The sequence below is a fragment of the Azospirillum sp. UENF 112521 genome, from assembly GCF_058780665.1.
The window spans coordinates 333,292-351,618 of record NZ_JBSNCI010000001.1 but is presented as its reverse complement, the minus strand read 5'-3'; the positions used below and the strand labels follow the sequence as shown (position 1 = coordinate 351,618).

The window sequence follows — 18,327 nt, the reverse complement described above, 5'->3', positions numbered from 1 at the left end:
ACGCTCAGTGTCGGCCTCAGTCAGCGGCCGTTGCCAGGAGCGTCATCATGTCCATCCCCTCTCTTTCCGTTCCCCGTGCGTTGGCGCTGGCGCTCTTGTCGGCCGGTCTCTCGGGGGGCGGGACGGCGCTCGCTGCCGATCTCTCAAACAAGGAAAAGCTGGGGGAAGCGCTGTTTTCCGAAACGGCCCTGTCGGCCAACCGCACCCAATCTTGCGCCGACTGCCACAACCCGGATTTCGGCTTCGCCGATCCGCGCACCGGCGGGGCGGGCGGGGCGGCGTCGGTCGGGGACAACGGCAAATCGGTGGGCGACCGCAACGCGCCGACGGCGAGCTATGCCGCCTTCACGCCGTCTTTCCACATCAAGCCCGACGGCAAGGCGGTCGGCGGGCAGTTCTGGGACGGCCGTGCAGCCACCCTGAAGGATCAGGCCGGCGGTCCGCCGCTGAACCCGGCGGAGATGGGGCTGGTGTCCAAGGAGCAGGCGCGCGCCCGGCTGGCGGAGAATCCCGACTATGCCCGCGCCTTCGTGGCGCTCTACGGTGCCGGTGTGCTGGACGACGCCGAGCGCGCCTATGACGCGATGAGCGACAGCATTGCCGCCTTCGAGAAGACCGAGCGCTTCGCGCCCTTCGATTCGAAATACGACCGTTCCCTGCGCGGCGAGTACAAGATGACAGCGGAGGAGGATCTGGGGATGACCCTGTTCTTCTCCACCCAGTTCACCAACTGCAACCAGTGCCACAAGCTGAAGCCGATGCCGGCTGCCGTGGGAGAGACCTTCACCAATTACGAACACCACAACATCGGCGTGCCGGCCAATCCCGCCCTGCGCGACGCCACCGGCAAACCGGACTTCGCCGACCGCGGGCTGCACGACAATCCGGCGGCGGCCAAAGCCGCCTATGAGGGGAAATTCAAGACGCCGACCCTGCGCAACGTCGCGGTGACCGGCCCCTACATGCACAACGGGGTGTTCAAGGATCTGGAAACCGTGGTCCGCTTCTACGACCACTACAACAACCGGACGGAAAAGGCCGCGCTCAACCCGGAGACGGGCAAGCCGTGGGGACCGCCGGAGGTGGCGGCGAACCTGTCGTCAAAGGAACTGGAATCGGCGCCCGCCCTGGATACCCGCCGCGTCAAGGCGCTGGTCGCCTTCATTAAGACGCTGACCGATGCGCGGTACGAGCATCTGCTGAAATAGCGCAGTCACCGAATGGGGCCGGACGGCAGCCTTCAATGGCGGCCCTCAGTGGCCTCCCTCAATGGCCGATGTCGATGCGGAAGAGTTCCAGGTCCAGCAGTTCCATCGACATCCGGGGGCGCCCGGTTGCCTTGCGGGAGGCCAGCTTGCGGGCCAGCGGCTGGCTGAGCCAAGCGGCGCGGGCACGGTCGAACAGGGAGGTGCAGCGGTTGGACAGTCTGGCGTTCATGGCTGGTCGGACTCTCTCGCAAAGGGTTTAAGTCGGCGGCAGCATGGCTCCTGTGAGCAGTTGCGATAAGAATGTCCTGGCACTGTGACAGTTTCTATCGCCCGAAGGTCTAGTCCCTACGCCATTGGGCGGGGAATCGGTCCTATTCGCCGCGATCTTCGACCAAAGACGGAGGGGCAGGGCGTCACATCGCCACGCCGACCAGCCGGCGCAGAGCGTCGCGCGCCTCGCTGTCCAGAACGGGGATGCCGTTGCGGGCCTCCAGCATGAAGGCGCCGGGATCGGACAGGGTACGCATGGCGAAGCCGGCGACCGCCGGCGGTTCGCTGCTGAGCGGCTGCTGGTCGTAGACGGGGGTGAAGCTGCAGCCGGCGAGCAGGGCGCGGATCATCAGCGACTCGTCGGACGTGGCGCCGGCCGCCGGCGTGTTGATGCCGAACAGCAGCCGTTCCGCCTCCGCCTCGGTCACCATTCCGCGATCCAGCAGGATGTCGACCATGGCCGAGCTGGTCATCACCGGCGCCGCGCGCCCCTTCCAGCAGAAGCGGCCATCGTCCCAGCCGACATCCAGGCTGCGGAAGATCATGTAGGGCTCGCTGCTGCCGGGGGCGCCGGCCACGATGTAATTCACCCGGACAAGCCCGTTCCATGCCCCGGCCGGCGCAACGATGCAGGACAACCCGTTGCGTGTCAGGCGCAGGTAGGTGTCGTTGATGCCCGATGGTTCGAAATCAAAAAGCATGGGACCTTCACCTCGCTGCCACCCGTCACCACGCTGCCGGGCGGCACGGTGTCGCCGTAGCCCAGCCTGCGTTCGCTTGAGTCAGGTGAGTGGCTCGGGTGCCCGCGCAAACTGTCCATGCGGGCGTCCCCCCTTTGCGCAGAAAAGCGAAAGGCGGTAGGCCGTTCCGACGGCCACCGCCTTTCGCGCTCATGCCAAGGTGCTGGCGACCGTCAGTTGGCGGGGCCGAGGAAGACGCTGTCGCGGCTGTTCTTCTCTGCAGTGCCGGTGTCGGACAGTTGGAAGGTCAGCGGAAGCGAGGCGGCGGTGAGTGCCGCGCGCGGGGCCGTCACATAGACGCGATAGGTGGCGACGCTGTCGGGCTCCGCCGAGATGGTGGCGGTGTGGGCGGCTGCCTCATCCCCCGCCTCGCCGATCACCTTGATGTCGGCAGTGCTCAGGCCGGCGACGCTGAGGGTGTAGGAGCGGTTCTGCCGGGTCTTGTTGGCGACCTTGAAGGTGTAGGCGTTGCGGATCGACCCGTCGGACAGCGTCACGAACAGCGGGGCGCGGTCGCGCAGAACGGTGATGCTCAGGCTGGGGCGGAGCGCGAAGCTCCAGGCCATCGCGCCGCCGATGACCAGCATCATCAGGGCATAGACGATGACGCGCGGGCGGAACAGGCGCCACTGGTAGCTCTTGCCGGACGCCCGCGTATCCTGGGCGGCCAGCGAATCGAAGGCGATCAGGCGAGTGGGCAGGCCCTGCTGGATCATGATGCTGTCGCAGGCGTCGACGCACAGGCCGCAGTTGATGCAGTCCGACTGCTCGCCGGTGCGGACGTCGATGCCCATCGGGCAGACCTGCACGCACTGGCCGCAGTCGATGCAGTCGCCGAAGCCTTGGGCGCGGCGCTCGTCCCAGCTCTGCGATTTGCGCTTCGGGCCGCGGTTGTCGCCGCGGTCGACCTGATAGGTGACGACCAGCGAATGTTCGTCCAGCATCGCGCTCTGGATGCGCGGCCACGGGCACATGTACATGCACATCTGCTCGCGCGTCCAGCCGGCCATCACATAGGTCATGCCGACGAAGATGCCGAAAAACGATGTCGCCTCGTAGCTGGCCTGGAAGGTGGCCAGATCGTGCAGCAGGGCAGGGGCGTCGGTGAAATAGGCGAGGAAGCCGAAGCCGGTGACGAGGCTGAGCGCTATCCAGCCGGCATGCTTGCCGGCCTTGCGCAGGATCTTGCGCGTCGTCCAGGGCTGCTTTTCCATGCGGATGCGCTCCGCCCGGTCGCCTTCAAAGACGCGCTCGATCCACACGAACAGGTCGGTCCACACCGTGTGCGGGCAGGCGAAGCCGCACCAGACACGCCCGGCCAGCGCCGTCGCCAGGAACAGGCCCAGCGCCGCAACGATCAGGATGCCGGTGAGGTAGTAAATCTCCTGCGGCCAGATCTCGATCCAGAACAGGAAGAAGCGCGGCGTGGTCAGGTCGAACAGCACCGCCTGGGCCGGCGCATCGGGACCGCGCTCCCAGCGGATCCAGGGAGCGATGAAGAACAGTGCCAGAAGAACGGAGAAGGTGACGGTCTTCAGGCGGCGATAGAGGCCCTTGACCGCCTTCGGATGAATCGTCTTATGGTTTTCGTACAGCGGAACCTTGGCGGGTTGGGCGGGGCCCTGCTGAACGATGCTTCCGTCTGGCATGTCGATGCGCCTGATTTCCGGTTCCACGTTGGCGCGGAGCATAGTCGACCGCCGATGCGGCGCGTTTGACCTCTGTCAAACAACGTCGATATTCCGAAAAGCCCCGTCAGGTCCGAGGCTTTCCACCGGTTCGAGGGATCCGCGTTTCGGGGTCCGTTAATACTGTGCCGGCCGTCCCGTTCACAAGCTCATTGTTGTCTGATTTCAGCGGTATCACGCACAATGCTTCTACTACACTGTGCTATATTGCAACAATCAGTGCAACGTATCGTCCCAGCTTGCCGACGGTGACCAGCAGCAGAAAGAGGCGCAGGTCGACGCGCAGGATGCCGGCGACGAGCGTCAGCGGATCGCCGATCACGGGTACCCACGCCAGCAGCAGCGACCAGACGCCGAAACGCTGGTACCATCCGGTCGCCCGTTCGACCAGCGGGCGGGAAACCGGGAACCAGCGGCGGTCCTGAAAATGCATCAGATAGCGGCCGAGCGCCCAGTTGATCGTGGAACCGGCGACATTTCCGACGGTCGCCACCAGAATCAGCAGGCCATCGTGATAGTTGCCGGATGCATGCAGCCCGGCGAGCAGAAGCTCGGACTGGGCGGGAAAAATCGTCGCGGCCACCAGCGCCACCAGGAACAGGCTGCCATAGGCCGCGACATCCCCCATCATGCAAATCCTTTTCCCGCCAACGGCTTGACTGTCGCACCCCACGACAGGCGCTGGATTAGGCTTCGTGGTCGCGCAAAATCAAGAGGTCTGTCCGCCGGATTTCTCGGGAGGCATCCCGCAATGGCACTTGCCCGGCAACTTCAGAGATATAAGAATGCGAGAAACTAATCTTTTTTTGCGTTAGAATTTATGAGTATTCCCGTAATCAATGCTATTTGAATTGGGGTCTTCGCGCAAATTTGGTGGCTGGTGGACCGAGCGGAGGGAGTAGGCACGGGCATGGGGGAAACCGGGTTCGCCCGCTTCGACGCCGACGAACGTCTGGTGTGGGCCAATGCCGCCTTCGCGGCCCGGTTCGCCGTGGCCGGCAACACGACGCTGGACGGTCTGTTCGGCAGCCTGCTGGGCGGTGCCATGGCCGATCTGCGCCGTGGCCGGCCGATGACGTCCGCGCTTCCCGACGGCAGCGCCGTCACATTGGCGCTGGGGAGCGGCGGGGCGGGCGAGTGGCTGCTGACGGCGGTCGAGGCGGCCGTTGCCGGCATCCCGGCGGAGCATGGACCGTGGGCGAAGACCAGTTCGGTGCTCGACTGCCTCAGCCAGGGGGTGATGGCCTTCGACCGCGACCTCCGGCTGGTCGCCTGGAACCGGCGCGTGCTGGAGCTGCTCTACATCGATCCCGGATTCCCGCGCTACGCCCAGCCTTACGAGGCGGTGGTCCGCCACATCGCCGAACAGGGCGGCTACGGCCGCGGCAATGTCGACGATCTGGTGGCGCAGCGACTGCACCATATCCGCAAGGCGCCCTGGCCCTTCTATAACGAGCGTGTCCGGCCCGACGGCGTAATCATCGAGACGGTGACCCTGCCGCTGCCCGACGGTGGATTCGTCACCACCTACACCGACATCACCCGCCGCAAGCAGGCGGAGCGGGAACTGGCCTCCAGCCGGGACTTGCTGGAACAGGCGATCCGGGCGGCGCGAGAGGGCATCTCGCAATGGGACCTGCACAGCGGGGAGGTGTGGTTTTCCCCGCAATGGTGGGGCCTGCTGGGATATTCCGAAACGGAAATGGACAACAGCCGCCGCCGCTGGGAGGAGCTGCTCCATCCGCAGGACCGCGATGCAGCGCTGGAGATGGTGGAGGAACTGGCGACCGGCCGCCGGTCGGAAAGCCGCCAGCTCCAGCGTTTCCGCCACCGGTCCGGACAGACGGTCTTCCTGGAAACCCGCGTGCTCGCCGTGGCGGGGAATGACGGCCGGATCGCCCGCATCGTCGGCGCCCACACCGACGTCACCGAAAGCGTCCATGCGGCCGAGGCGGTGCGCGCCGCCAGGGATGAAGCCGAGCGGGCCCTGCAGGATTTGAAGGAGGCGCAGGTCCAGCTGATCCAGGCGGAGAAGATGGCGGCCCTGGGATCGCTGGTGGCCGGGGTGACGCACGAGATCAACACGCCGGTCGGCATTGCCCTGACCGGCGCCTCGCTGTTGGCGGAGAAGACCCGTGCCTTGCGGCATCTCTTTGAAGCCGGCAGCCTGCGGCGCGGCGATTTCGCGGACTACATCGACATCGCCGACGAGGCGACGCAGCTGATGCTGCTGAACATCGAGCACGCGACCCGCCTGATCCAGAGCTTCAAGCAGATCGCCGTCGATCAGGCCAGCGAGGAACGCCGCGTCTTCGAGCTGAACCAGTACATCCACGAGATTCTGCGCAGCCTTGGCATGCGCATCCGCCGCAGCGGGCATTCGGTCGAGGTGCGTTGCCCGGATGGTCTGACGCTCGACAGCTACCCCGGCGCTTTCAGCCAGATCCTGACCAATTTCGTCATCAACTCGCTCCTGCACGGCTATGAGCCTGGCGTCCGCGGCCGGCTGACCGTGACCGTCACGGCGACCGGTGGGGAGGTGGAACTGGTCTATGCCGACGACGGGCGCGGCATTCCGGCTGACCTGCACGGTAAAATCTTCGAGCCCTTCTTCACCACCAGCCGCGACCGCGGCGGCAGCGGGCTGGGCTTGAACATCGTCTACACGCTGGTCACGCGCACCCTGCGCGGGCTGCTGCGGCTGGAGAGCGAGCCGGGGGCGGGGACCGCCTTCACGCTGCGCTTCCCGCGGGTGACGCCGGCCGATCCGCTGCCGCTCTGAGGCCGGCGTCAGCCGGCGTCCGGTGTTTCCGGCATCCAGCCGGCCGGCAGTGTTTCGCGCAAAGCCTGCCGGATGATGGTGGCAAGATGATCGCCAATCGGGTTCGGCCCCCTGTCCGACCGCAAGAGCCGGAGGCCGAGCGACGGAAGTTGCGGCAAGCCGCCGGCGACGGGATCGAGCACGCGGACCGCCGCCGGCCGGCCCACCGGCGTCCTCAGGGCGATGCCGAGCCCCGCCGCCGTCGCCGCCCAGAGGCCGCCAAGACTCGGGCTGACGAAGGCGATGCGCCAGGCAATCCCATGCCGGTCCAGATGGTCGCAGGCGATGGTGCGCAGCAGGCATGGCGCCTCCAATGCGGCGAGCGGCAACGGCTCGGTCCCGCCGGCCCGCCAGACCGGCGCCTCCTCCGCCGCGGTCAGCCAGCACAACGGCAATGACGCGATCCGTTCGGTGGCCGATGCACTGCCGTCGTCCCATGCCAGGGCCAGATCGAGATGGCCGGAGGCGATTTTCTCGGACAGCTCGCTGTTGCGGGCGATGCGCCCCTCGATCCGGACCTTGGGGTGGGCGCGGGCAAAGCGGCCGAGGACCTGCGGCAACACGGTCTCGCCGAAATCCTCCTGGATTCCCAGACGGACCCACCCCTCCAGCCCCGCGCCGCGCACGGCGCTCATCGCCTCGTCATTCAGGTTCAACAGACGCCGGGCATAGGAGAGCAGCACCTCGCCGCCGTCGGTGAGCGTCAAGCCGCGACCCGACTTGCGCACAAGTGCCGTCCCGGCCTGTTCCTCCAGCTTCTTGAGCTGGGCGCTGACCGCCGATGTCGACCGCCCGAGCCGGTCGGCGGCCTGGGCGAAGGATCCGGCGTCGATGCCGGCGACGAAACTGCGCAGCGCATCCATGTCGAGGTTGGTCAGGCGCATTTGCAAAATCCCGCAAAACAGGACGATTCATTCAGAATAATCTGATTATCGGGACGATAATCTCCATCCATACTGGGGCTGTCAATCGCTCAAACAGGAGCGGCATGCCATGCCCTTCACACGGATTTCTTTGCTCGCGGGCAAATCGCCGGCCTATCTCGCGGCCATTTCCGACAGTCTGGACCGTGCGCTGGTCGACTGCTTCGAGGTTCCGGAGAATGACCGCTTCGTGGCCATTCATCAGCACCGACCGGATGAATTGATCTTCGACCGGACCTATCGCGGTGGCCCGCGCTCGGACGACTTCATCGTCTTTCACATCACCACGGGAAAGCTGCGGTCGCCGGAAACCAAGGCACGCTTTTACCGGCGGCTGGTCGAGACCCTTGCGGCATCGCCGGGCGTACGGCCGGAAGACGTGATGATCATGATCGCCGATTCGACCTTCGAGGATTGGTCCTTCGCATCCGGTGTGTCGGCCGGACTGCCGGCGCAGGAGGCCCGGTCATGACCGGCTATTTTGAAATGCAGATGTCCTGTCCGCCGGCCATGACCGTCCGACGCGCCGGCGAAGGCATTGTTGCCGCGCCCGAAGGGATCGCCAACGGCGCCTTCCTCGTCCAGATGCTGCTGTCGAGCCGGACGGAGGGGGAGATGACGGCAATGCGCGCCTTCATCCCGCCGGGCGTCGTGACCCATTGGCACAGCCATCCGTCCGGACAGCTTCTTTTCGTGCTCGACGGTGTCGGCCTCGTGCAGCGCGAGGGCGGCGAAGCGGTCGAGGTCCGTGCCGGGGACGCCGTCTGGTTCGCACCCGGCGAACGCCACTGGCATGGCGCGGCCCCGTCCAGCCCGTTCAGCTATGTCAGCGTCCAGCCGGTGCGGGACGGGACCGCCGTTCACTGGATGGAAGCCGTCGGGCAGGAGGAGATTTCCCAATGATCGCCATGCAATACAGCTTCGTGCTGCCCGCCGATTACGACATGGCGATCATCGACCGCCGCATTCGTCAGAAGGGGCCTCTGCTCGACGGTTTTCCACGGCTGTGTTTCAAAGCCTATCTCGCGGCAAGAAAGCAGGACGCCGGCTTTGCCAGTGCGGAAAACCTCTATGCGCCGTTCTACCTGTGGGATGAGCCGGAAGGGATCGACAGCTTTCTTTCCAGTCCGGGTTTTGCGGCACTGACACGCGATTTCGGCTGGCCGTCGGTGCAGACATGGCTGGTTTGGCATGCGGAACTGACGGGGAATTTGAAAGCCGCGACTTACGCGGCCCGCGACATCGCTGCGATTGCCGCCTATTCGGATCTGGCTTCTCAGCGGGACACTGCCATCGCGGAGGCAAAGTCGGCGATTGACGCCGGTGCATTGGCCGCCATTGCCGCGTTCGATCCGACGGGGTGGAAGATGACGAAAGTCACGCTCTGGCCCGGGCTGCCGCCTGTGATGACGGAGACGATGCAACTTTACACCGTCGGGCATGTCTCGCTGCCGAACGAACAATAAATCCGCGCATCGATGGCGCAGGATTGCTGTAACCAGGAGGGAGTTTTCAGCACAGTCGCCGCCTCAAGCGGCAACCCTGCGGGGCAGTGATTTCGCAGGGATGGTGGAAGGGGCTGGATTCGAACCAGCGTACGCTAACGCGGGCAGATTTACAGTCTGCTGCCTTTAACCACTCGGCCACCCTTCCATCGGGGTGCGGAGGAGTAGCCTTTCGACAGGGGGGCGTCAAGCCCCTTTTGCGCGAAAAACGCAAGCGGAGGCGCGGCAACAAATGCGGCAACAAAAAGCCTCCGTCCCACGGGGGGACGGAGGCTTTTCAAAGGGGCTTTTTCAAACCCGCTTTTTCAAAAGTCCGCTCAGTTCGGGCGGCGCGAAGCCCGATGCGCCGGGATCGGGATCGGGCGGATCGCCTGTTCCTCGCGGCGGCTGGCCGACATGTCGATTTCCACGCGGGCCAAGGCCTTGCGCAGTTCATGCACGGTGTCGGACAGGGACTGGATCGTCGCCTCGCTCGGCTGCTGACGCCAGCCGCGATAGGCGGAGATGCAGGCCTTGGCGGTGTCGCGCAGGCGGCCTTCGATCGCATCCACCGGTGGGGTCGGCTGGCCGGGAGCCCGCGGGGCCTCCGGCGCGGCGGCCACCGGTGCGGCTGGAGCCGGCGTGGGCGCCGGGGCCGCTGGGGCAGGGTCCGGGCGGTTCAGCCGCAGCGTTTCCGTCGGCGCCGGGGCTGGCGCCGGGGCCGCTGCCGGTGCTTCGGCCGGGGCCGGTTCGACAGCCGGTTCCGGCCGGGAGGCACGGGTCAGCGTGGTCCGGCCGGTGCGGCCGGCGGCGCGGCGCGGTTCGGCAGGTGCCTCGGCAGCCGGTGCCGGAGCGGGTTCGGCAGGAGCGGCCACCGGTGTTTCGGCCGGCGTCTCCGGGGTCGCCGCCGTCACCGGAGCAACGGCTTCGCCCGCCGTGTCCGCCGTGGCGGACGTGCCGGCCTCGGCGATCTGTGCATCGTCCTGCGCGTCACCGGAGACGGCGTCGCCCTGGCCGCTCGCGGCCTCCGCCTTCTTGATGATGTAGGAGATGGCGCTGGGGGTGCATTCGAATTCGCGCGCAATGGCCGAAAGGGTTGCACCGCTGCGGTAGCGATCAAGAATTTGGGGCCACGCCGACTGAGGAATGCGCCCACGCTTCTTGGGAGACTCCGGTTCGCTCCCGGTTTCTGAGTTCATTATATCGCTCGGTTGCCAAAGTGAATTTTCAGTCATTCGTCAGCATGTCCACCCGGACCGCACGCTTCAGACGCGGGACCACGCGGGCGCGTGCGTCAGCAGCATCGAGGCTTCACGCTGGCGGGCGATGTTTTCGGTATGGATGACTATCGGAAACTCTTCTCAAAAATGCCAGCATAACTTTGCACGGAATCGTGATTTTGTATCCGGTGTCACAACTGGGCACGATGCTTGGTGCAAGGCCTGCGGTTTTAAAAACTGCGGGCAGCCCGAAACCCAGAGTGGAACGAATCCGCCGCCGGCATCTTCCGGTCGCCGGACTTTTGAAAAGTGCGATGGACCCCGGACGGGGGGTTGCGTGTTTGCAGTTTCAGAACAAACCCGACCGGGGCCCGCCATTCAATGGTTTCTCGCCCAGGGTCTTTTGAAGAGCCGTTGGTCGCGACTCTTCGGCGTTTGCCCAACCGTTTTCTGCGGAGACCGTCCATGCCGCATGCGTCCGTGCCGCGTTCGTACCCGATCTTCCGACGCCTTCCGGCCGCGGCGCTGTGCGCGTTGCTGTCCGGTGCTGTGTTTTTGCCGGCGCTGCCGGCCGCAGCCCAGGACGCGCCCGCCGTCGGGGCGCAGCCGGGGGCGAGCAGAACATACGCGCCGCCGTCCTTCCGCGACCTTGCCCGCACGCAGATCGACACCGTCGTCAACATCTCCAGCACCCAGGCGCCCCAGCCCTCGGCGGGTGGCGGCAGGCTGCCGGAGGGGATGGACATTCCACCCGGCTCGCCGCTGGAGCAGTTCTTCCGTGAGTTCCGCAACCGGCAAAGGGGCGGCCAGGGCAACGGCTCGCCGGAAAGCGGGCCGAACGGCGGTCCGCAGGGGAGCGGTCCGCAAGGGCTGCCCAGCATGGCGCTCGGCTCCGGCTTCATCATCGATCCGTCGGGCCTGATCGTCACCAACAACCATGTCGTTTCCGACGCGGCCGAAATCGCCGTCACCCTGCATGACGGTACCAAGCTGCCGGCCAAGCTGGTGGGGTCGGACGCGCCGACCGATCTTGCGCTGCTGAAGGTCGAGAGCGCCAAGCCGCTGACCGCCGCCCATTGGGGCGACAGCGAAACGGTGGAGGTCGGCGATTGGGTGGTCGCCATCGGCAACCCCTTCGGCCTCGGCGGCTCGGTGACCGCCGGCATCCTGTCGGCCCGTGCCCGCGACATCCAGCAGGGCCCCTATGACGAGTATCTGCAGACCGATGCCGCCATCAACCGTGGCAATTCCGGCGGTCCGCTCTATGACGCCGGCGGCGCCGTGATCGGCATCAACACCGCGATCTATTCACCGACCGGCGGATCGGTCGGCATCGGCTTCGCCATCCCATCCTCGCTGGCCAAGCCGATCATCGACCAGTTGAAGGACGGCGGAAAGGTGCGCCGCGGCTGGCTGGGCGTCCAGGTCCAGCGGGTGACGCCGGACATCGCCGAAAGCCTGGGCGTGGAAGGCGCCGGCGGCGCCCTGGTCACCAGCATCTCGCCCGACAGTCCCGCCGCCTCGGCCGGGCTGCGCCAGGGCGACGTCATCACCGCCTTCAACGGCGACCCGCTGGAGCAGATGCGCCAGCTTCCCCGCCTCGTCGCCTCCACGCAGATCGGCAGCACCGTGCCGATGACCCTGTTGCGCGGCGGCAAGCAGCAGTCGATCCAGGTCACCGTCGGCGAACTGCGCGACGATCCGCAGCAGCTGGCGATGTCGGGATCGAGCGGCGCGCCACGGTCCGCCCAGCCGGAGGAGAGCAAGTCGGCGCTCGGCCTGAAGCTGGCTCCGCTGACCCCCGGCCTGCGCGAAACCTTCGCCATCGGCGAGGATGTCGACGGTCTGGTGGTCACGGAGGTCGACCGCGACAGCGCGGCCTCGCAGCGCGGGCTCGACCTCGGCGACGTCATCGTGGAGGCCGGGCAGGAACCGGTGGCGACCGCCGCCGATCTGGAAACCCGCATCGCCAAGGCCAAGGAACAGGGGCGCAAGACCCTGCTGATGCTGGTCAGCCGCGGCGGCGACCTGCGGTATGTGCCGCTGCCCCTGGTCCCCGAGACCGGTGGCAAGAAGGGGTAGTCCGGCCTCTGCATCCGTATATCGGACGGAAGCGGGGATCTGCCCCGCTTCCGTCTCATCCTTTTCCGCTACCGTTCGCCGCGCCGCGAGAGTAATTTGCCGCCCGTTTGGCGAATGGGATGGCAAACCGTGAGCATTTATCCGGAGAGCGGCCAGCCGGTGCGGCTGTCGGTCGTTGTCCCCGTTTTCAACGAGGCCGAGAACGTGCTGCCCCTGCTCGAAGAGATCGAGCGGGCACTGGCTCCGGTCGGCGGTTTCGAGGTCATCTTCGTCGACGACCAGTCCGACGACGACACCCAGGCGCGTCTTGCCCCGGCGGTCGAGGCCGGCCGGCTGCGCGTGCTGCGTCATGTCCAGCGCTCCGGCCAGAGTGCGGCGGTGCGCAGCGGCGTCAAGGCGGCGCGCGGCGAGTTCGTGGTGACGCTCGACGGCGACGGCCAGAACGATCCGGCCGACATCCCGGCACTGTTCGCTCTGGTGTCGACGGGCGAGGCGGGAGCGCCGGTGCTGGTCGGCGGCTTGCGCAAGAAGCGGCAGGACACGCTATCGAAGCGCTGGGCCTCGAAGTTCGCCAATGCCGTCCGCCAGTCCTTCCTGCAGGACGGCTGCACCGACAGTGGCTGCGGGCTGAAGCTGTTCCGCCGCGACGCCTTCCTCGACCTGCCCTTCTTCGGGGCGATGCACCGGTTCCTGCCGGCGCTGTTCCGCGCCCACGGCCACCCGGTGGCTTATGTGCCGGTGAACCATCGTCCGCGCGAACGCGGCGTGTCAAAATACAACAACTGGCGGCGCGGGCTGATCGGCGTGGTCGATCTGCTGGGCGTTTACTGGCTGAAGCGGCGGACGAAGATGTCGCCGGTCTCCGAACGCCTCTGACGTCTTTTAAAGCCGATCGACCCTCAAGCGACCCATTCGGTACAGGATTCAACGATGCTAGAGCGCGCCGCAGCGTGGTTCCAGGGGCAAAGCACCACCGACCTGATCTGGGTCGGCATCGGCTTTTTCGCCCAGCTGATGTTCACCATGCGCTTCATCGTGCAGTGGATCGCCAGTGAAAAGGCGCGCCGCAGCGTGGTGCCGGAGATGTTCTGGTACTTCTCGCTGGGCGGCGGCGTCATGCTGTTCGCCTATGCCTTCTACCGCTTCGACCCGGTCTTCATGCTGGGGCAGGGCATGGGCTTGGTGATCTACGCCCGCAACGTCTATTTCGTCTGGTCGCACAAGAAGTCGCAGGCCACCGGCGACGCGGTACCGAGCAAGCCGTGACCGCAGCGTCTTCGCCGCAAGGCCGTCTGCCGGCCAGCCGCCTGCCGATCTGGGCCTATGCGCTGCTGGCGCTGATCGCCGCGGCGCTGTTCCTGCCGGGCTTCACGGTGCTGCCGCCCTTCGACCGGGACGAGGCGCGCTTCGCCCAGGCATCGTCGCAGATGCTGGACAGCGGCAACTATGTCGACATCCGCTTCCAGGACGAGACGCGCTACAAGAAGCCGGTCGGCATCTACTGGCTGCAGACCGCAGCGACCGCTGCCGCCGATGTTGTGCGCGGAATTCCGGTCGGTGCCGACAAGGTCATCTGGACCTACCGCATCCCCTCGTTCCTGGGCGCCATCCTGGCCGTCCTCGCCAGCGCCTGGACGGCGGCCCGGCTGTTCGGCGGCCCGGCCGGCTTCATCGCCGGGCTGATGATGGCCTCCTGCGTCGTGCTGGGGGTCGAGGCGCGGATGGCCAAGACCGATGCCGTGCTGCTCTCCACTGTGGTGGTCGGGCAGGCGGTGCTCGCCCAGCTCTATCTCGGCCGCCGTGGGCCGGTCCCCGCCGGGCGCGCTGCCTGGGTGGCTCCGCTGGTCTTCTGGATCGCCGCCGGCATCGGCGTGCTGGTCAAGGGGCCGATGGTCCTGCTGGTGTCCGGCAGCACGGCGCTGGTTCTGGCGCTGTGGGACCGCGAGGCCGGGTGGCTGAAGCGGTTGAAGCCGCTGGCCGGGATCGGCATCGTCGTCGCGATCGCCGCCCCCTGGCTGATCGCCATCGCCATCAAGAGCAAAGGCGCCTTCTTCGCCGAATCCGTCGGCCACGACATGCTGGGCAAGGTGTCGGGCGGTCAGGAGGGCAAGGGGCTGCCGCCCGGCTATTACCTCGGCACCTTCTGGGTGACCTTCGCCCCCTGGTCGCTGCTGGCCCTGCTGGCCGTTCCCTGGGTGTGGGCGCGCCGCCGTCTGGATGCTGTGCGCTTCTGCATCGCCTGGATCGTCCCGAGCTGGTTGGTGTTCGAGGCGGTGCCGACCAAGCTCCTGCACTATACCCTGCCTGTCTTCCCGGCCATCGCCGCCATCGCCGCGGCGGCCTTGATCGACGGTTTCGACCGCAGCCGCGAAAAGCCGCGCCGCTGGCTGGTTGCCGCCGCGGTGGCGCTGGGCGTGATCGGTTTCGGTGCCTTGACGCTGGCGGTGGCGGTGATCCCCTGGCTGGTCGATGGCCGGATCGATCCGGTCGGGATGGCGCTGGTGCCGGCGGTGGGTGGCCTCTTCGCGCTCGCCCTGCGCTCTCTTCTGCGTGGGGAGCGGCGGGCCGGGCTTGCCGCCGGGGTCGGTGCCGCGGCGCTGCTCTATGCCGGGACCTATGCCGCCGTGCTGCCGAGCATCGACGGCGTGTGGGTCAGCCGGCAGGCCGCCCGCGCTGTCGCGCAGGTCCGGCCCTGCCCGGACAGCGTGGTGGCGACCGCCGGCTATTCGGAGCCGAGCCTGGTCTTCCTGCTCGGCACGCCGACCAAGCTGGTCCATGGTGCCGGCGCTGCCGCGCATCTGACGGCGGACCGCGCCTGTGGGCTTGCCCTGGTGGAGGACCGCGAGGCGCCGGCCTTCCTCGACAGCCTGGGCACCGTGACGCCGCTGCCGCTGACCGAGCTGTCGGGCTTCAACTACAACACCGGAAAGCGCCTGCACCTGACGCTCTACCGCCTGCCGGCCTCCTGACGGGGTCTCCCAACGGAATAGCCCCGGCGCCGTATCGCAAGGCGGGACCTATGCCCCGCATGGGCATGCGGCGACCGGGGTGGGTAACGCGCCTCCGCATTGGACGGCGCGGGTGCTTTGCGTTCGACTGCTCCTTCCGATCCGTTTTCCCGGACGAAAGGTGCCTGTTCGATGACCCGCGTTGCCTTCTCTGCCGATACCGCCATCCGGACCGCCGTCGCCGCCGCACTGGCGGTGATGACGCTGTCGCTGCCGGCCCACGCCCAGAAGCAGGAATATGCGCCCTGGGTGTACGACCAGATGGTCCCGACCGGCCCGCTGCTGCGCAACCTGGATCAGGCCCAGCCGCTGCCCGGCCCGGCGCCGTCCCATTGGGGGGCGACGAAGGCGGGCAAGGACCGGGCCGGCATGGCGCGATACGGCACCGACGTGAAGCGGACGGACAAGCATTACTCCGCGTCCCATTCGCTGACGCCGCCGCCGGTGGATCCCGCGGCCGCCAAGCGCGTAATGGCCGCACCGCGCAGCGCCGACGCTCCGCCTGTGCCGCGAACCGCGCGACGGGAGTAAGGACCGGCTACTCCGCCGGCAACTCTCCGGGCCGCCACAGCCATGCCGCACCGCGCACGCCACTGGAATCGCCGTGGCGGGCGCGGCGCACCGGCGTGTCCAGCCGGTCGCTGAAGGCCCAAGGCTGCATCGCCGCCGGCAGCCGGTCATACAGCAGGTCCGCGTTCGACAGGCCGCCGCCCAGCACGATGACGTCGGGGTCCAGCAGGTTGGCGACCGCCGCCAGACCGCGGGCGAGACGGCCGACCAGCCGGTCCGCCGTCGCCCCGCACCCGGCATCTTCGGCCGACGGGTCGGCGGCGCGGACCAGGATGGCCGCGGCGTCCAGCCTTTCGCCGGTTGCGGTGAAATGGTCGGCCGCAACCGCAGGACCGGAGACGAAAGTTTCCAGGCAACCCTGTTTGCCGCAATAGCAGGCCGGCCCCGGCCGCTCCTCGTCGGTCGGCCAGGGCAGCGGGTTGTGGCCCCATTCCCCGGCGATGGCGTTGCGCCCGCCCAGCACCCGGCCGTGAACGACGATGCCGGCGCCGCAGCCGGTGCCGAGGATCGCCGCGAACACCACGCCGCAGCCGGCCCCGGCGCCGTCGGTCGCTTCCGACACCGCAAGGCAGTTGGCGTCGTTCTCGATCCGCACCGGACGGGCGAGCGCCCGGGACAGGTCGCGCGTGAAGTCGCGTCCGATCAGCCATGTGGAGTTGGCGTTCTTCACCAGCCCGGTCGCGGGTGAGATGGCGCCCGGAATGCCCAACCCCACCGTCGCTCTGCTTCCAGCGGGGATTTCCTGTTCCAGCCGGGCCACCAGATCGCGGATCGTGGCGACGGTGCCGTCGTAATCGCCCTTGGGCGTCGGAACTCTGTGGCGCGCCAGCTGGTTTCCCTGACGGTCGAGCAGGATGCCCTCGGTCTTGGTGCCGCCCAGATCGATGCCGATGCGGTGTCCGCTCCGGTATTCTGCCGCGGTCCCTGTTCCGGCAGATTGTGTTCCGGCCGATTGCGATCCGGTGGCTGCCATGCCCTGTCACCTGTCCGACTGTGCTGCGCCAATCCATAGCGTCGCCGGCCCGGTCCCGTCCAGCGACGCACGCTCCCTCCGTCGGGAGGGGAGCAACCTTCGGTCACCCGGCGTTGCCTGCCCGACGCGCCGATGGGACAAAACGCAAGCATCGGCCAAATCTCATTGACCCGTCACGGCGTTCGGGTAGAAGGTCGCCGACTGTCGGGCACTGCAGTTTCCCGCCCGAACCCGTCCTGTCGTACCGCGCCACCGGAGCCCCTGATGAGTCGCCAGCGCGCCGCCCTCCGCCATTCCCTCAAAGCCCTGACCGGCGCCGCCGTCCTCGGCGCGCTGCTCGCCCTGCCGGCGTCCGCCGGCGCTGCCGCCAAGGAGCCGGCGAAGCCGGCCGCCACCAAGGCTGCGCGCCCGGCGAAGTCCAGCGTCCCGGCCACGCCTGCCTGCTACAACCGCGCCGAACATGCGGCCGAGCAGCTGATGCGCATGCACACCGAGATGATGGTGGTCGGCCTGACCTGCCGCACGGTCGTGCCGGACAAGAAGCCGTTCGACCTGTACCAGGACTTCTCGGTCAAGAACCGCGCCCTGCTGTCCAGTTCGGAAGCGTCGCTGATCAACTTCTACAAGCGCTCTGGCTCCGGCGGCAACGCCACCCGCCAGTTCGACATGTTCCGGACCGAACTGGCGAACGAGATCAGCCGCCGCGCCGCCACCATCGGCATCCCGCAATATTGCGCCAACTTCGTCGACCGTTCGGTCGCCGCGAAGGACCTGACGGGGGACGATCTTCGCACCCTGACCAGCGACGAGAAGAACGCCGGCCTGATGCATCTGGCCAGCCGCCCGCTCTGCGACGTGAAGGTGGTCAGCAACCCCGACCCGGTCTTCGCCGTCGCCTCGGCCGCGCCCGCTCCGGCAGCGCCCAAGGCCACGACCGCCAAGGCGAAGCCGGCCAAGGCCGCCGCTCCCGCCAAGCCGAAGCAGAAGGTTGCCGCCGTCCCGACCAAGCAGTCCGTCGCCGTCCGCTGACGGCTTGACGGTCCGCGTCGTCTTGCAAAACGCCCTGCCGGCAACCGCCGGTGGGGCGTTTCGCGTTTCCGGCCCTTTCTCTTCGCCGCGACGCATGCGGACAACACAAATCTGTCTTGCAAAAATCCGTCAGGCTGGTACTACCGAAAAGGTCAGGAGTGGCACTTGCCGGACGGCCCGGCCGGATCGCGGGAGCCGCCTCCGAACAGGAAAAATCTTGGTCCGTCAGACCAATAGACGGAACTCCGGATGATACGGCATTCCGTTTGGTGACTGGACGGGCTGCACCAGACAGAGTGCACCAGACAGGG

General features: G+C 67.2%; 18 protein-coding genes and 1 tRNA gene. 11 read left to right on the top strand and 8 right to left on the bottom strand.

The features are described from left to right. Positions 1-47 precede the first annotated feature (47 nt). Positions 48-1,208, top strand: coding sequence for a cytochrome-c peroxidase (locus ACWPN8_RS01535; RefSeq protein WP_492239672.1), 1,161 nt, complete (start codon positions 48-50; stop codon positions 1,206-1,208). 58 nt (positions 1,209-1,266) lie between these two features. Here ACWPN8_RS01535 and ACWPN8_RS01530 read toward each other — a convergent pair whose 3' ends face one another. The 4 genes from ACWPN8_RS01530 to ACWPN8_RS01515 form a co-directional block, all read right to left on the bottom strand. After that, positions 1,267-1,437, bottom strand: coding sequence for a hypothetical protein (locus ACWPN8_RS01530; protein WP_492239671.1), 171 nt, complete (start codon positions 1,435-1,437; stop codon positions 1,267-1,269). 184 nt (positions 1,438-1,621) lie between these two features. Beyond that, entirely contained in the window at positions 1,622-2,179 is a 558-nt protein-coding gene (locus tag ACWPN8_RS01525) for a hypothetical protein (RefSeq protein WP_492239670.1), read from the bottom strand. 212 nt (positions 2,180-2,391) lie between these two features. Next, complete coding sequence (gene ccoG / locus ACWPN8_RS01520; RefSeq protein ID WP_247873095.1) at positions 2,392-3,867, bottom strand: cytochrome c oxidase accessory protein CcoG; 1,476 nt, start codon at positions 3,865-3,867, stop codon at positions 2,392-2,394. A gap of 241 nt (positions 3,868-4,108) precedes the next feature. Next, entirely contained in the window at positions 4,109-4,537 is a 429-nt protein-coding gene (locus ACWPN8_RS01515) for a YqaA family protein (protein ID WP_492239669.1), read from the bottom strand. 279 nt (positions 4,538-4,816) lie between these two features. Between ACWPN8_RS01515 and ACWPN8_RS01510 the strand changes: the two genes are divergently transcribed. Continuing rightward, entirely contained in the window at positions 4,817-6,688 is a 1,872-nt protein-coding gene (locus ACWPN8_RS01510) for a PAS-domain containing protein (RefSeq protein ID WP_492239668.1), read from the top strand. Between the two features lie 8 nt (positions 6,689-6,696). On the opposite strand, the gene ACWPN8_RS01505 is transcribed toward ACWPN8_RS01510, so the two are convergent. Then, positions 6,697-7,611: a LysR substrate-binding domain-containing protein gene (locus ACWPN8_RS01505; protein WP_492239667.1), complete on the bottom strand. Its 915-nt coding sequence runs from the start codon at positions 7,609-7,611 to the stop codon at positions 6,697-6,699. Positions 7,612-7,720: 109 nt separating this feature from the next. On the opposite strand from ACWPN8_RS01505, the gene ACWPN8_RS01500 reads away from it, so the two are divergent. The 3 genes from ACWPN8_RS01500 to ACWPN8_RS01490 are packed head-to-tail and all read left to right on the top strand — an operon-like array spanning position 7,721 to position 9,116. Beyond that, positions 7,721-8,122, top strand: a complete 402-nt coding sequence (locus tag ACWPN8_RS01500) for a tautomerase family protein (protein WP_492239666.1) — start codon at positions 7,721-7,723, stop codon at positions 8,120-8,122. Continuing rightward, positions 8,119-8,553, top strand: a complete 435-nt coding sequence (locus tag ACWPN8_RS01495) for a cupin domain-containing protein (RefSeq protein WP_492239665.1) — start codon at positions 8,119-8,121, stop codon at positions 8,551-8,553. The genes ACWPN8_RS01500 and ACWPN8_RS01495 overlap by 4 nt, the downstream gene beginning before the upstream one ends. Further along, the gene (locus ACWPN8_RS01490; protein WP_492239664.1) at positions 8,550-9,116 is read left to right on the top strand and encodes a DUF4865 family protein; all 567 of its coding nucleotides are present in this window, start codon (positions 8,550-8,552) and stop codon (positions 9,114-9,116) included. Before ACWPN8_RS01495 ends, ACWPN8_RS01490 begins: the two co-directional genes overlap by 4 nt. A 101-nt stretch (positions 9,117-9,217) precedes the next feature. Here ACWPN8_RS01490 and ACWPN8_RS01485 read toward each other — a convergent pair. Both ACWPN8_RS01485 and ACWPN8_RS01480 read right to left on the bottom strand, forming a co-directional pair. Then, positions 9,218-9,303: transfer RNA gene (locus ACWPN8_RS01485), tRNA-Tyr, on the bottom strand. A 169-nt stretch (positions 9,304-9,472) separates the two neighbouring features. Beyond that, positions 9,473-10,333: a hypothetical protein gene (locus ACWPN8_RS01480; protein ID WP_492239663.1), complete on the bottom strand. Its 861-nt coding sequence runs from the start codon at positions 10,331-10,333 to the stop codon at positions 9,473-9,475. A gap of 486 nt (positions 10,334-10,819) precedes the next feature. Between ACWPN8_RS01480 and ACWPN8_RS01475 the strand changes: the two genes are divergently transcribed. The 5 genes from ACWPN8_RS01475 to ACWPN8_RS01455 all read left to right on the top strand — a co-directional run bounded on the left by ACWPN8_RS01475 (position 10,820) and on the right by ACWPN8_RS01455 (position 15,975). Beyond that, on the top strand, positions 10,820-12,436 hold the full coding sequence (locus tag ACWPN8_RS01475; protein ID WP_492239662.1) for a DegQ family serine endoprotease: 1,617 nt from the start codon (positions 10,820-10,822) through the stop codon (positions 12,434-12,436). A 114-nt stretch (positions 12,437-12,550) separates the two neighbouring features. After that, positions 12,551-13,312 (top strand): glycosyltransferase family 2 protein, encoded by a 762-nt coding sequence (locus ACWPN8_RS01470; protein WP_492239661.1) that lies wholly within the window; start codon positions 12,551-12,553, stop codon positions 13,310-13,312. Between the two features lie 54 nt (positions 13,313-13,366). Further along, a complete protein-coding gene (locus ACWPN8_RS01465) occupies positions 13,367-13,702 on the top strand; it encodes a lipid-A-disaccharide synthase N-terminal domain-containing protein (RefSeq protein ID WP_109448431.1) in 336 nt (111 codons plus the stop codon). Beyond that, on the top strand, positions 13,699-15,405 hold the full coding sequence (locus ACWPN8_RS01460) for an ArnT family glycosyltransferase (protein ID WP_492239660.1): 1,707 nt from the start codon (positions 13,699-13,701) through the stop codon (positions 15,403-15,405). The genes ACWPN8_RS01465 and ACWPN8_RS01460 overlap by 4 nt, the downstream gene beginning before the upstream one ends. 171 nt (positions 15,406-15,576) lie before the next feature. Further along, on the top strand, positions 15,577-15,975 hold the full coding sequence (locus tag ACWPN8_RS01455) for a hypothetical protein (protein WP_109448435.1): 399 nt from the start codon (positions 15,577-15,579) through the stop codon (positions 15,973-15,975). A gap of 7 nt (positions 15,976-15,982) precedes the next feature. On the opposite strand, the gene ACWPN8_RS01450 is transcribed toward ACWPN8_RS01455, so the two are convergent. Then, positions 15,983-16,987, bottom strand: a complete 1,005-nt coding sequence (locus ACWPN8_RS01450; protein WP_492239659.1) for an ROK family protein — start codon at positions 16,985-16,987, stop codon at positions 15,983-15,985. Positions 16,988-17,251: 264 nt separating this feature from the next. Between ACWPN8_RS01450 and ACWPN8_RS01445 the strand changes: the two genes are divergently transcribed. Continuing rightward, a complete protein-coding gene (locus tag ACWPN8_RS01445) occupies positions 17,252-18,016 on the top strand; it encodes a hypothetical protein (RefSeq protein ID WP_492239658.1) in 765 nt (254 codons plus the stop codon). The last annotated feature ends 311 nt before the right edge of the window (positions 18,017-18,327 follow it).